General features: G+C 37.6%; 14 protein-coding genes. 2 read left to right on the top strand and 12 right to left on the bottom strand.

Annotated features, from left to right (window positions below):
* Positions 1-57 precede the first annotated feature (57 nt).
* From ffh to AC1VS3_RS11140, 4 genes are all read right to left on the bottom strand, one after another.
* Positions 58-1,461: a signal recognition particle protein gene (gene ffh / locus AC1VS3_RS11155; RefSeq protein WP_008688675.1), complete on the bottom strand. Its 1,404-nt coding sequence runs from the start codon at positions 1,459-1,461 to the stop codon at positions 58-60.
* 68 nt (positions 1,462-1,529) lie between these two features.
* The gene (locus tag AC1VS3_RS11150) at positions 1,530-2,324 is read right to left on the bottom strand and encodes a putative RNA methyltransferase (protein ID WP_008688676.1); all 795 of its coding nucleotides are present in this window, start codon (positions 2,322-2,324) and stop codon (positions 1,530-1,532) included.
* A 125-nt stretch (positions 2,325-2,449) separates the two neighbouring features.
* Positions 2,450-4,738, bottom strand: a complete 2,289-nt coding sequence (locus tag AC1VS3_RS11145) for a protein translocase subunit SecDF (RefSeq protein ID WP_008688677.1) — start codon at positions 4,736-4,738, stop codon at positions 2,450-2,452.
* Entirely contained in the window at positions 4,735-5,025 is a 291-nt protein-coding gene (locus AC1VS3_RS11140) for a post-transcriptional regulator (RefSeq protein WP_008688678.1), read from the bottom strand. Before AC1VS3_RS11140 ends, AC1VS3_RS11145 begins: the two co-directional genes overlap by 4 nt.
* 223 nt (positions 5,026-5,248) lie before the next feature.
* On the opposite strand from AC1VS3_RS11140, the gene AC1VS3_RS11135 reads away from it, so the two are divergent.
* Complete coding sequence (locus AC1VS3_RS11135; RefSeq protein ID WP_008688679.1) at positions 5,249-6,547, top strand: oligosaccharide flippase family protein; 1,299 nt, start codon at positions 5,249-5,251, stop codon at positions 6,545-6,547.
* Between the two features lie 81 nt (positions 6,548-6,628).
* Here AC1VS3_RS11135 and AC1VS3_RS11130 read toward each other — a convergent pair whose 3' ends face one another.
* The gene (locus AC1VS3_RS11130; RefSeq protein WP_008688680.1) at positions 6,629-7,291 is read right to left on the bottom strand and encodes a DUF421 domain-containing protein; all 663 of its coding nucleotides are present in this window, start codon (positions 7,289-7,291) and stop codon (positions 6,629-6,631) included.
* A 61-nt stretch (positions 7,292-7,352) separates the two neighbouring features.
* Here AC1VS3_RS11130 and AC1VS3_RS11125 point away from each other — a divergent pair, with 61 nt between their 5' ends.
* Positions 7,353-7,709: a DUF3792 family protein gene (locus AC1VS3_RS11125; RefSeq protein ID WP_008688682.1), complete on the top strand. Its 357-nt coding sequence runs from the start codon at positions 7,353-7,355 to the stop codon at positions 7,707-7,709.
* Here AC1VS3_RS11125 and ruvB read toward each other — a convergent pair whose 3' ends face one another.
* From ruvB to AC1VS3_RS11090, 7 genes are all read right to left on the bottom strand, one after another.
* Positions 7,710-8,717: a Holliday junction branch migration DNA helicase RuvB gene (gene ruvB, locus AC1VS3_RS11120; RefSeq protein ID WP_008688684.1), complete on the bottom strand. Its 1,008-nt coding sequence runs from the start codon at positions 8,715-8,717 to the stop codon at positions 7,710-7,712. It abuts the gene before it with no gap.
* A gap of 3 nt (positions 8,718-8,720) precedes the next feature.
* On the bottom strand, positions 8,721-9,305 hold the full coding sequence (gene ruvA, locus AC1VS3_RS11115; RefSeq protein WP_008688686.1) for a Holliday junction branch migration protein RuvA: 585 nt from the start codon (positions 9,303-9,305) through the stop codon (positions 8,721-8,723).
* Between the two features lie 211 nt (positions 9,306-9,516).
* Positions 9,517-10,119: a hypothetical protein gene (locus tag AC1VS3_RS11110; protein ID WP_008688689.1), complete on the bottom strand. Its 603-nt coding sequence runs from the start codon at positions 10,117-10,119 to the stop codon at positions 9,517-9,519.
* Positions 10,120-10,262: 143 nt separating this feature from the next.
* The gene (locus AC1VS3_RS11105; RefSeq protein WP_008688691.1) at positions 10,263-10,895 is read right to left on the bottom strand and encodes an alpha/beta fold hydrolase; all 633 of its coding nucleotides are present in this window, start codon (positions 10,893-10,895) and stop codon (positions 10,263-10,265) included.
* On the bottom strand, positions 10,892-12,295 hold the full coding sequence (locus tag AC1VS3_RS11100) for an MATE family efflux transporter (protein WP_008688693.1): 1,404 nt from the start codon (positions 12,293-12,295) through the stop codon (positions 10,892-10,894). Before AC1VS3_RS11100 ends, AC1VS3_RS11105 begins: the two co-directional genes overlap by 4 nt.
* A gap of 9 nt (positions 12,296-12,304) precedes the next feature.
* Positions 12,305-13,129: an HAD-IIB family hydrolase gene (locus tag AC1VS3_RS11095; protein ID WP_008688694.1), complete on the bottom strand. Its 825-nt coding sequence runs from the start codon at positions 13,127-13,129 to the stop codon at positions 12,305-12,307.
* 55 nt (positions 13,130-13,184) lie between these two features.
* On the bottom strand, positions 13,185-13,793 hold the full coding sequence (locus AC1VS3_RS11090) for a hypothetical protein (protein WP_008688696.1): 609 nt from the start codon (positions 13,791-13,793) through the stop codon (positions 13,185-13,187).
* Positions 13,794-13,951 lie beyond the last annotated feature (158 nt).

Raw genomic sequence — 13,951 nt, 5'->3', positions numbered from 1 at the left:
ATGAGTTTGACGTATTTTTATTTGTGAGGCTATTTCTTATTCGTTACAGCCTCTTATTTAAAATCTTCTGCCTTTTTTTCCTGCACGCATAGCTTTGTTCATAGCACGCATATTTTTCATGCCTCCCATGGCTCCCATATTAGGCATTTTTCCATTTTTTGACATTGACATCATCTGTTTCATCACCGTCTTCATCTTTTCATATTCGGAAATGCAACGATTTACATCAGCCACCGTAGTTCCACTTCCCTTAGCAATACGATTTTTTCTTCCTGCTCTAAGAATATTAGGATTTTCTCTTTCTTCAGGCGTCATACTCTGGATGATAGCCTTGCTTTTTTTCAATTTATTATCTGCCTTTGCCTCATCAATTTGATTTGCCATCTGTCCCATACCAGGCAACAATTTCATCATGCCGCCTAAAGACCCCATCTTTTCTATTTGTTCATATTGAATTAACATATCACTCAATGTAAATTGTCCACTCATCATACGATTTGCTGATTTGGTGCTAGCTTCCATATCCATTTTTTCCTGAGCTTTTTCTACCAGTGAAAGAATATCACCCATTCCTAAGATACGATCTGCCATACGATCTGGATGGAACACATCCAAATCCTCAATTTTCTCACCTAAACCAACAAATTTTACAGGCACTTGTGTGATGCTTCGTACAGATAAAATACCACCGCCGCGAGAATCACCATCTAGTTTCGTTAAGACAAGTCCAGTAACACTTAGCTGTTCATGAAAGCTACTTGCGACATTCACAATATCCTGTCCAGTCATAGCATCAACGGTTAACAAAATGTCATCCGGATGAACAAACGCTTTAATATCAGACAATTCTTGCATCAATTCTTCATCTATATGCAAACGCCCAGCGGTATCAAAGACAACCGTATCATAGCCTTGTTCTTTGGCATAATCCATCGCTTTTTGCGCTGTTTCTAATGCCTTTGTTTCAACCCCTAAAGAAAACACCTCGACATCAATGCTTTCACCAAGTGTTTTCAACTGTTCAATCGCCGCCGGACGAATTACATCACAGGCAACCAATAATGGCTTACGACTTTGTTTCTTCTTCATAACATTAGCGATTTTAGCTGCCGCCGTTGTTTTACCAGTACCCTGTAAACCAACCATCATGACGGTTGTTATGCCCGTTTTCTTATAATTGATAGGAGCTTCTTCATTTCCTAATAAGGCAACTATTTCATCATGAACGATCTTAACGACCATTTGCCCAGGGTTTAAAGAAGTCATCACTTCAGTGCCCAATGCTTTTTCTTTTACACGAGCGATAAAATCTTTTACAACACCATAATTCACATCAGCTTCTAATAATGACATGCGCACTTCCCGCAACATATCATTCATATTTTTTTCGCTTAATTTACCTTTACCTGTTATATTTTTAAACGCCTTTCCCAGACGTTCACTCAAACTTTCAAATGCCATTCTTCTATTTCCGCCTTTCTTCCTGAATTCTTGTTTATTATATCATAGCCAATTCTTATTTGGAAAGGCTATTTCATGGATTCTTTGCGATACAACGCAATATGAAAAGATATCTGTGTCGTCAATTCCTTGCATTGTTTTAATGCCTCTGCTTGCTGTTTAGGAGTTCTCCAATAATATGGAGTCATTTGAAACAGTGCCCAAATATCCTGAGCATCCTGAATTGTAATGGTATCTTCTACAATTTCTTCATGTAGTAAGGTAAAACCGGAATAACCTGTTTCAATTTCATTTTCATACACATCCGTATATAACAATTGTTTCAGCTCATATAGATGCTTTGGACCAGGACCTACCTTTAAAAAATAACCACCTGTTTTTAATACTCTATAATTTTCTTTGCTATCCACAGGGGCAAAAACAGACACCACCCCATCTGCACAATGCTTGGCTATTGGTAAATGGAAGATGTTACACACCCCATAAGTTACACCACGATGCGCTTTACAAGCCTCATCAATCGCATGCTTGCTTAAATCAAAGCCATAAATTTGTGTGGCAGGCAATACTTCCTGAAAATAATTTGTATAATAACCTTCTCCACACCCTGCATCTATCAGCGTTTCCAATGCTAATTTCTGTAACATTGTCGCTAATCGTTTTTGCAGAATATGATAATAACCATGGGATAAAAAACGGGTACGAGAGCGTACCATCGCTTTATCATCACCGCTTGCCTTATGGGAACCAAGCACCAGATTAACATATCCGCGACGAGCTATATCATAACTATGCCCTTTTGCACAGCGCCATACGTGTTCTTCTTTTTTTAATTGTTCATGACATTTCGGACATATGAGCATTCGTTCCACCTCATTCTCTTTGTCTTAGGATTATATCATAAATACATGGCAAGTGTAAATGTAGACAACATATCAAAAAGAAAAGCGCAATACTCTAAACAAAGAGTATTTGCGCAAATGTTTGATTAATAATCATTTAAGCCTGGAACGATCATTTCTTCTACAGCTTCTTTTTTATGTTTTTTATGCACCTTTTTGCTCTTAGGTTTTTCACGCATACGCAGTTGATACCATACTTGTGCAGCAATAAACAAAGAACTTCCAGCACCGGCAATTAAACCGATAAACAAAGCCAAACAGAAGGTGAAGATTGCGTTACTACCCAAACCTAGCAGACAGATAACCGGTAATACAGTCGTAAAAGTAGATAAAATTGATCGTGTTGCCGTATTCTGCAAGGCAATGTTCACAATTTCCTTATATTTTACCTGATCCAGTTTTTCATGTCGGTTTTCTTTAACCTGATCTCGAATACGGTCAAAGACAACAATGGAGTTATTAATAGAATAACCAATGATTGCCAACATTACAGCTATGATTTCCGTATTCACCTCTAAACGGAAGATAGCACAGAAACATAAGATGATAAAGACATCATGTATCAACGCAATGATACCACTTAATGCATAATCCCATTTAAAACGCAGGGAAATGTAAATCATAACACCAATCCATGCCAATACAGAAATAACAATAGCTTTTCTTACTAATTCTCGACCGATGACTGGTGTAACAGTACTATCGCTGACATCATGTTTGTATGTTGCCTTCAAAGCCGTTTTCGCTTTTTCCATCGTGCTTGTATTAACCGCTTCCTTAACAAAGACATGTGCAATCTCATTCTTATCACCATTGATCTTCACACTGTTCGCATGAATACCCAAAGATTTTAATTGTGTTTTTAATTCATCAGCTTTGATTGCACTGTCACTTTGTACCGTAATTTTTGTACCACTGGTAAAATCAATACCGAAGTTTAAGATACCATCGCCTTTGAAACCATTAAAGCCCATACAGCCAATGGCAATGACCATAATAGTCAAAGAAGTAAAGATGAAATATTTTGCTTTACCAACAAAGTCAAATCCTTTAAAGCGTCCATAATAGAAACGTGATTCTCCGTTAGCAACGCTTGGAATCTGATTTTTCTTGACACCAAACCAACTCTTCTTATCATCCAATTTGCCACTGTCCACGAGCATCTTCAAAAGGAATTTAGCTACAAAGACAATAACCAGTAATGTAGAAATCGTTGACACGATCAACATGGTCGCAAAACCTTTTACACTACCTGTACCGAAGATGAACAGAATCAATGCGGAAATAAAGGTCGTAAACTGAGCATCAAAAATCGTGACAAATGATTTGGAACTACCTTCGTAGAAGGCTGTTTTGACACTTCTGCCACTATATAAAGCATCGCGAATACGCTCGAATGTCAAAATATTAGAATCGACTGCCATTCCGACACCCAATACCAAGGCAGCGATACCTGATAAGGTAAAGACGGCTCCCATTAGGTTATTAATCAAGAAGACAACAAAGACGTAAGATGCAATTGTAATTGCGGATATAACGCCCGGTAAACGATAATATAAGATCATAAACAACATGATCAAAGCAATACCTACAGCACCAGCCATCATGGTTGTTGAAAAGGCATCAATACCATAATCAGCGGTTACCGCATTGCTATAGGATTCGACCATTTTCACAGGCAAGGAACCTGAATTGATAAGATCCTTTAATTCATTTGCCTCATCTTTGCTAAAGTTCCCACTAATTTGGGCACTCGTACTATTAATTCCCTCTTTTACAGATGCCGCAGAAATATATTTTGGTTTCTCTTTTGTTTTTTCTGCTGCATAAGAATCTGTTGCCTGGTCAAAATCCAGCCAAGCTACCATCAGATTTTGACCATCTCCCATTGCCGCAACCTTTTTGGTAACCTCATAAAATTTACTTTGATCTGCCAGTTTCAAACTAACGACGGGATTGCCATATTGATCTGTTGTAACACTGGCTCCTCCTTCTTTTAAAACACTAGCATCCATCAGCAGATTATCATTCACATCACGGAATGTTAAATTTGCAGTAGATGAAATTACCCTTCTTGCCTGGTCGGCATTTTTCACTCCAGCTAACTGTACACGAATACGGTTATTACCTTCCACCGTAATATCTGGTTCATTAACACCAAGCACATCGACACGTTTGTTTACAGATTCTGCCACTGCGCTCATACTTGGCATCTTTTTTCCATCCAGCGGACTTACTTCATACAGAATTTCAAATCCACCCTGCAGATCCAAACCAAGCCTCATGTTATCTTTGATCATTCCACTGCAAGTGACAATGACTGCCAAAATTGTCAAAACCGTGATGCCAAAAACAACTAAACGCGATTTTTTCATTGCTTATCTCCTCCAAATAAATCTTCAAAGTCATTAATCTTCATTTTTGCGCCAAGTAAAATGGCCTCATTAGATAAATATGCGACCACATCGTTAGCACTCAGCTGCATGACATCATTCACCGCATCATGCACACTATCTACTTTCTCATATTTCCATTTTCCAATTAATGCACTTTCTACATGCTGATATGTTAAGGAAGATAACTGTTCTCGTTTGAGTTCATTGGCCTTTAGGGCGATGGCAAGTTTTATGTATTTATCATCAATCAGACTTTGCTCACTCATAGTTTCCTCCTCAATACCATAACACATATTTTACATCATTCCTTTTCATAAGGCAATATGAAATTCCAAGTAGGGTATTTTCACATCATTTCAACTTTCTAATGAAAGGCCTAAAAAGCAGCAAGAAAGGTCCTTTATATTGCTGCGAACACCATCTTTCCATGGTATGCACATGTTTTTTGCATACGTTTCATATACTTTGATACAGACAAGGATGATTCTTATGAAAAAAACATTGCTGCGTTCAACGTTTCTTTTACTGTTGGTTTCCGTGATTGCTAAAATCTTATCTTTTCTTGTACGTATTCTTTTAGCTCGCACTCTAAGTGAGTCTGCAATGAATTACTATACACTCGCTTCCCCAACCATGGTCATTATGATTACCTTAGCGCAAATGGGGATACCTGGAGCTTTGAGCAAGGTCATTGCCCAAAGCAAGGATACGCGTAAACCACTTTTAGCAAGTATCCTTGTTTCCATGATAAATAATATCGTAATTATCGCCGCCTTTTTCATTCTTCTTCCCTTTTTATCTTTCTATATTTTAAAACAGCGTGAAATATTACCGGTGTTATACGCCATTTTACCATTAATTCCCCTTGTGAGCATATCCGGTATATTAAAGGGGTATTTATTCGGGAAGCAACAGCACGTTCAAGCAACTGCCTGTCAATTATTTGAAGAAGGTTCACGTATCCTCTTTTTGCTTGTTATGTTCTCTATGGATCACTCGTTAACTAATGTCACAATGGCAAAAATTGCCATGTATTCAATCAGTGTCGGTGAATTATGTAGCAGTTTGTATATGCTGTTCGCCCTTCGTCAGCATAAACATGATATCCGACAATTACCAACCTTATTTCACACATTGCATCGTCAGCAATTTGATGAAGTATTATCCATCAGCATCCCTATGACCGGAAGTCGTTTAATCGGATCTTTTACCTATTTTTTAGAGCCCATTGTCATGGTAATTGGTTTAAGTGCCTTACAAAGTGATACGATGATTCATGCCTATGGACAATTGAATGGCTATGTTTTGCCAATCATCACGATGCCTAGTTTTTTAACCATCACCTTAAGTAATTTTTTACTTCCTTCTTTTACGTATCATTATGCCCGTGGACATGAAGCGACAGCCCGTCATCAATTTTCTTTTATCTTAGCAAGTTGCTTTATTGTCGGTGCTATCTGCAGTTTCCTATGCTATTTTTTTAATGAAGAATTGTTATTGCTTTTTTACCACAATACACGCGGTGCCCTTTTATTAAAACAACTCGCCATTCCCTTTGCACTGTATTCGCTGCAGCCTCCTTTAAGTAGCATGTTGCATGCGATGTCGCTCAGTAAAAAAACAGTATACGATACCTTTGCAGGCTCCTTTACCCGTTTATGCTGTGTCGCCTTTTTATCACATATCCTGTTCGCTGATGCATTAAGCATAGCAATCAGTGCTGGTATGTTGGTCACGACTTGTCTTCATGCCATTCGCCTATGGTTCGCTTTTACCAAAAACAAATAATTATTGCACATTATAAAAAAGATAGAAACATGGAAAAATTTCTATCTATACCATCTAATTTCTTATGGCGACATGATAAAATCAAAACATCTTATTTTGGGAGTCTATTTCCTTCTTAATGATAAAAAAAGCATTTTTTTGCCAGATGCATAAAAAGATATCTTTAACATCTTGAATCCCTTCTTCTTTCATACAGGCTTTCAGCCATTCACTGTCGCGATGCAGATCCTTCAGTGCTTTTTTATTGATAATGCCATCACTGATCAATGGATCCGGATGCTTGACTTTACAGCTTTTTTTCGGCAACACACTTAATTGTCCATTATTTTCCAATACAGCAAAAGCCACTTCATCAGGCGTACATAGATCATGCGAACGTATTTGACTCATCAAATCGTCAATGTTATATCGATTCTTACGCATTGCATCTTGGTTGATGTGTCCATTATGTATTAAAATAACACTTTTACCATCAAAAATATCACGTACTTTTTTGCTTTTTAATAAGATCCAGCTGATAATGATTTGTAAAACGGCCAAGGTAAAAATGGGTACGAGTGATTTGAGAATACTTTCATGTGATTCGGTAATAGAAATAGCAAGCAATTCACTCATAACCAAATAAATAACAATATCAAATACAGATAATTCACCAACTTCACGCTTTCCCATGATTCGTAAGGCAATTATAATGACAAAGTATACGACGAGACATTTTATCATCAATGTGATATATTCTTGCATTTTTCATCCTCCTTGCATAGTCCGACAAACTTTTTCATACATTACAATGAGGTGATTCCCATTGAAATCAAAGTTACAGACTTACCTTCAAAGTGCCGCTATTCTTTTAGCACTCACATTGTTATTTTCTCTTATCTTTGCCGCTTTATACTATTTTACCTGGATTTCAGCTGAAACTTTTCATATTCTGAATTGGATTGGCGGAGCTATTGCTTATGGTTGTGGAGGTGTCTGGTTAGGCATCAAAACAAAGAAAAAAGCGCTGTTCAGCGCTTTAGGAATGATTCTTTTATTTTGCATACCCGTCTTTTTATTAAGCGGCATTTCTTTACTGTCCATTATAGAAATGCTTTCCAAAGCTCTGGCTTTTATCGCTTGCTGTATGTTAATGTATGCGAAGACACAAGCGAAAGCTTAATTATAACTTGAATAACCCTTCTTCCATATCATAACCCAAATGACGATATGCTTTATCCGTTACAATGCGACCACGGGGTGTACGATTTATAAAACCGATTTGTAATAAATATGGTTCATACACATCTTCTAATGTCATAGCTTCTTCACCGATACTGCTAGCTAAAGCTTCCAAGCCAACCGGACCGCCTTTAAATCGTTCAATGATTCCTTTCAAATATTTATGATCAACGTTATCAAGGCCTAAATGATCGACCTTTAACTTATCAAGGGCCATTGCAGCGACTGCCTTATCGATGATGCCATCATTCATAACTTGTGCAAAATCACGCACTCTGCGAAATAAACGATTTGCGATACGTGGGGTTCCACGTGAACGCAATGCTATTTCCAATACGGCTTCCTCTTCAATTTCCGTATCCATGACACGGCTTGTACGCCATATGATCTGTTGCAACTCATCTAGACTGTAAAATTCCAGCTGCGATACTATACCAAAACGATCTCGCAATGGTGCTGTTAGATCTCCAGCTCTAGTCGTTGCGCCCACTAAAGTAAATGGTGGAAGATCCAAACGGATAGAGCGTGTCGTACTGGAATCTTTACCGACTACGATATCAATACAATAATCTTCCATTGCTGGATAGAGCACCTCTTCGACTTGTTTGGGTAAGCGGTGTATTTCATCAATAAACAAAACATCTCCTGCTTCTAAAGTTGATAAGATAGCAGCCAAATCTCCACTTTTTTCAATAGATGGTCCACTGGTTGTTTTAATATGCCCACCCATTTCATTTGCCAAGATATAAGACAATGTGGTTTTTCCTAATCCTGGAGGCCCATACAATAAGACATGATCCAAAGCTTCATTGCGTTGCTTCGCTGCCTGAATAAATACTGCTAGATTTTCTTTTAACTGCGCCTGCCCGATATATTCCTTTAATGTGGAAGGACGAAGTGTATCCTCTTCCTCAACTCCCTGCATTTCATTTGAAAGCACACGTTCCATGCCTTATACTCCCTTTCTTTTTGCCAATATAGATAATGCCTTTCGAATATATTGATCACTAGTCGTAGACTCTTCCATGGCCATTAATTCTTTTTTCACACTGCTAATTTCAGCATTTTTATAGCCTAAAGCTTTTAATGCCTCTATGGCATCCAACAGTTGGGCATTTTCTTTTGCCTCAATTTCAGTTACTTCTTCGACCAATTTATTCTTCAGATCCAAAACAATTTGACTTGCTGTTTTAGCACCAATGCCTGGTAATCCTTTTAATGTTTTGACATCATTATTTTCAATTGCCATGATCATATTTTTAGCAGGACAAACCGCCAACATACCCAATGCTGTTTTAGGGCCCACACCTTTTACACTGATCAATTGCAAAAACAAATCATGTTCTTCCATACTTGTAAAACCAAACAGCGTAATAGCATCCTCTCGAACATGCTGATAGGTAAACAAGGTTACTTCTGTATTCAAACGTACAGCCTGTGGATTTGCGATATATACACGATAACCAATGCCATTGTTATCTATGATCAAAGAATCATTGCTGTAGCTGTGAATCGTCCCACGAATAAATGCTATCATTTTTATCACCTTGTTTTATTTTATCACGCCTAACGCTAAAAAAAAAGAAGGAGTATGAGATTCCTAATGATTCTTCATCAGCCAACCACAAAGGAAAATATCAAAAAACAATGAAAGAGCTTTTAAGCTCTTTCATATAATCGTAAACCATTCGTGATTTGCTTAATAACATGTAAACGCAATAAATAAAAGAATCGACCTGTGGAAACCGTTACTCTTTGTCCATTGCAATTACCTGCTCAATAAAGGTAGGATCATACTTCTCCTTTAACTCCTTTTGCATAGTGATTGTTTCTGTTGCAGAAGATTCATTCCCTGTAGCATCCATATCATAATATTGTGTACTCTCTAAAAACAGACAATACAAACTTACCGCTTCTAGGTGCTGTTCTTCCTTCATGTAAAACGTATACGTGTCTAAAAAACGCTTTACTACGTCGCTTTTATGAATAATTGCCACAACTTGATCATGTTCATAAAATGAATAAAAATGTTTATCTGCCCCTAGCCCTGTTTCATAGATTTGGTAGGTTTTTTCCGGCGTTATAAGTTCATAATATTCCCATCCTGTTTTTACAAAAAGAATTTGTTTTGTAACATGTAGTCTGCTCATGCATTCAGCATATGGCATGCCATCTTTACGAATAACAACTTTTTCAAAACCTTCTGCATTTAGCTCATAATCATGACCAAGCAACTGCATCGTTCCTATCCACGCTTCGGGTAAAACAGTAGTACCTATAAGCTCACCTTTCCGTGTTATCTCATGTTTGCTTAATGGTAAGCGCTCTTTCTGCTCAAAATTTACAATCATAATTTCCTCCATTTTATATTTATATCTGTATTGAGTATATCGTAAACGGTTACATTTTACAACTAAGATTGAAATTAAAATCATGAACAGGTAATTTTTTTGCAAATCTTCGCATCTATCGTTAATTTTTAGAAGGTGATTGGTTATCTTATAATCCCTTTGATTATTTTTGTGAGATGGTCTGGGTTTTCCAGCATTGGCATATGACAACTATCTTTAACAAAAAAGAGTTGTAGTTTCGCCAAAGTATCCGCATCTAAACAAAGATCGTGTATACGATCAGGATATGCAGGCAAGCCACGATCACCATAAATACCATACACCAAGCAGTTCGCCTGCTGCACCAAATAAGCATCATCAAATGTTTCTTGCAGTTCTTTATTTAAGGCATCTAAGTAATAGATGGATTCTTCTTGAAGCATCGACATAAGTTCATCTTTTACTTCACTATTTTTTGCCAAAAGCAAATTGCGATAAAATGCCGCTGCCGGACGTAAATTAGTTTCTATGAAAATAATCCCTTTCACTCGCATTTGAAAGTCTGCACAAAGCTGTAAGGCAATCTTGCCACCCATACTATGTCCTATGATATAATCATAAGATGCTTTTCCATAGCGATCATAAACATCTTTCGTGATATCCATCACTTGTTTTGCCTGTAACAAAACATCATGCGAATACTTTACAAAAACATTGTCTTCTTCTTCCCAATCCTTTATCATGTATCGCCATATTTCCTTTGTACATTTTGCCCCAGGTAACCATAAAATTTTCATACTTCCTCCTTGGCTTTGCAATCATTTTTTAATTTTTTATAAACGGTAAGATACATCGTCAAATAGCTGCAACCACCACCAATAAAATTGGAAATCGGTTCAGCCAGAAACACTCCCATGACCCCCAATTGGCCAACTGTAGGCAGCCATAACGTTAACGGTATAACAATTATAACTTTGCGGAATAAAGAAAAAAAGATAGCTTGTCCACTTTTATTCAATGCCACAAAAACACTTTGCCCACTAAATTGAAATCCCATCATGAAATAACCAAAGTAATACAGTTGGATTGCCGGTATGCCCCGTTTTACAATCACTCGATCACTAGAAAAGATATGGAGGAAGAACGTAGGCGTCAAATAGACAAATAGCCACATGAGCAGCATATACGCAACAACAACGACACTCATAAAGCGAATTGCCTTCAAGACGCGCTCATCCTTATGAGCTCCGTAATTATACCCTAACACCGGCTGTGCAGCATTGGTAATTCCACTTGCAGGTAATGTGATGACTTCACGTAATGAATTTATAATGGTCATGATACTGATATACACATCACCACCATACTGTTGTAAACTGGCATTGCATACCACCTGTACAGCACTATTGGTAATAGCCATAACAAAGCCACTCATCCCTAGCATAAGGATCTTTTTTACGTAGCACAATTGCAATTTCAATGCATGTCGCCTCAGCATGATACCACTTTGTTTATGCGCAAGAAACCATAAGATGCAAACAGCCGATGCTAGCTGCGAAAGAACGCTTGCGATTGCTGCCCCCTTTACCCCTAAATGGAAACTGAAAATACATAACGGATCCAAAATGATATTGAGTACAGCACCCAATACTACACTTAACATCCCTATCTTTCCAAACCCTTGGGCATTTATAAAGCTGTTCATGCCTAAGGATATCATGACAAAGAGCGAGCCAAACATGTAAATGGTAATATAGTCATCTGCAAATGAAAAAATAGCATCACTTGCCCCAAACAAATATAAGATATCTGTTTTAAACAACAATACAAAAAGGGTTAAAACGATACCAAATACCAGTAAAAGCGTAAAGCTGTTTCCCATAATTTCTTCTGCTTTTTTCGTATTCCCACGTCCTCGCTCAATCGAAAACAAAGGAGCGCCACCCATCCCTGCCAGATTTGCAAAAGCAATGACTAAGGTGATGATGGGAAACGTAATGCCGACTCCGGCAAGTGCATGATCGGCTACATCAGGTAAACGGCCAATGTAAATACGATCAATGATGTTATATAAAACATTGATAAATTGTGCAAGGGTCATAGGCAAAGCCAGTCGTAAAATATGACGGGCTACACTTCCATTACCAAAATTTTCTCCCCCTTTGTGCTTGATCGTTGCTTCTATCTTGCCACGCATAAATCGTATCTACCAACCGAAAGGCTTTAAAAAATGTTCTTCCATATACCATGCAAAGCCATCTTCATCATTGCTTTTCTTTGTTATATCATCCGCAATCGCTTTCGTATCTGCACTGCCATTGCACATACATACACCTAAACCACTGCATGCAAGCATATCATTATCGTTACTTGTATCACCAAATGCCACCACACTTGCGAAAGAAAGCTGATTCATCTCACAGTATTTCTTTAGCGCAAAAGCTTTTGAAACGCGATGATCAGCAAATTCCATTAAGGTTGACTGTGTTTTAAAGCCTTTATAAAACGGTGAAGGATGCTGGGCAACATAGCGTTCAATTGATGGCATAACCTCTTCCGTTACGCGAAACATGATCTTTGCATTCTCTTTTTGATACAGCTGTTCAGGCGTATCCATAACAACAATCTCTTTGTCACTGCTTTTAGCAGAATGTTGCATCATCGCATCATTGCGTCTACACAGTAAATAACCATCATGATAAATAAAGTAGTTTGCATCAAATGGCTCCATCAACTCAATGATTTCTTTAATCCATTCGGGCTTTAATTTATAATAGCCAAATTCTTCTTGTCTTTTTTCATCCCATAATTCAGAACCATTCATACCAATCAAAATATCAAAAGGATAAGAAAATCCCCATTTCTTTGCATTCCGCTTTAATTCATCCAACGGTCTGCCAGAAGCGATACCGAATAATACTCCATGTGCATGTAGACGATCAATCACCTCTTTGGTCTTCCATGTCAATCGGCGATCTGTTGTCACCAAGGTACTATCAATATAACAAATAACCAATTGTATATTTTCCATACTACTGCCCCTCTCTTAGAACGTATGCTCATTATACTACAAAATGTCAATGGATTTAAATTGCATCCAATAAAGCCCATAAACAATTTAATGAAAAAACATCTTTACTAACACCATAGCCAAAGCTAAGAATAAAAGCAGCTAATGGAAGCATGAGAGCAAGGAAAGCGATAAACCCATCGTTTAATATGGAAGGCAATGTTCCTTGATAGGCAAAATACATAGTTAAGCCAATTAGCACTGCAGACAACACCATAATGCAAGATAAGCGAAATTGCCATTGTTTCACATAAGCACTCTTTACCTGTAAAAAACTTTGTAAATTTTCATATTCTCCCTTCTTTCCCAGAGTGATAACACCAATATCATCCACCTTGTGAAGATCAATCGTTTGTTGTGTGAATAATAAAATATGTTTCTGGCGCTGTTTTTTGGCTTTTGCATAACGCACTAATGCAGAAAGAATGTCCTCACCATAAACAACATCGCAGATATACCCATACGTATCCAGATGTTTTGCTTCTTCCAATTCCCAGGCATCTTTTACACAAAGGCGCATTTGCATATGCTTACTTGCAAATAATGCTAACAGCCCTTCCATCGCCTCATCCTGTAATGTTTCATAATCTATATATACATATGATTTTGGTGCAAATGCTATCATAAGAAACCCTCCCTTTATAGTTCCCATTATATGGGATTCAGTAAAAGATTGCAATCATTTTCTTATATTTCTTATTTATCTTATATTTTTGGATGCAACATCATAATCGAGTAGGGTGAAATAAATCACCCTCTCACACCACCGTACGTACGGTTCCG

It is taken from the genome of Longicatena sp. (assembly GCF_982403165.1).
Note: the sequence above shows the minus strand (reverse complement) of the source record. Positions and strands in the feature narration are given on the sequence as shown.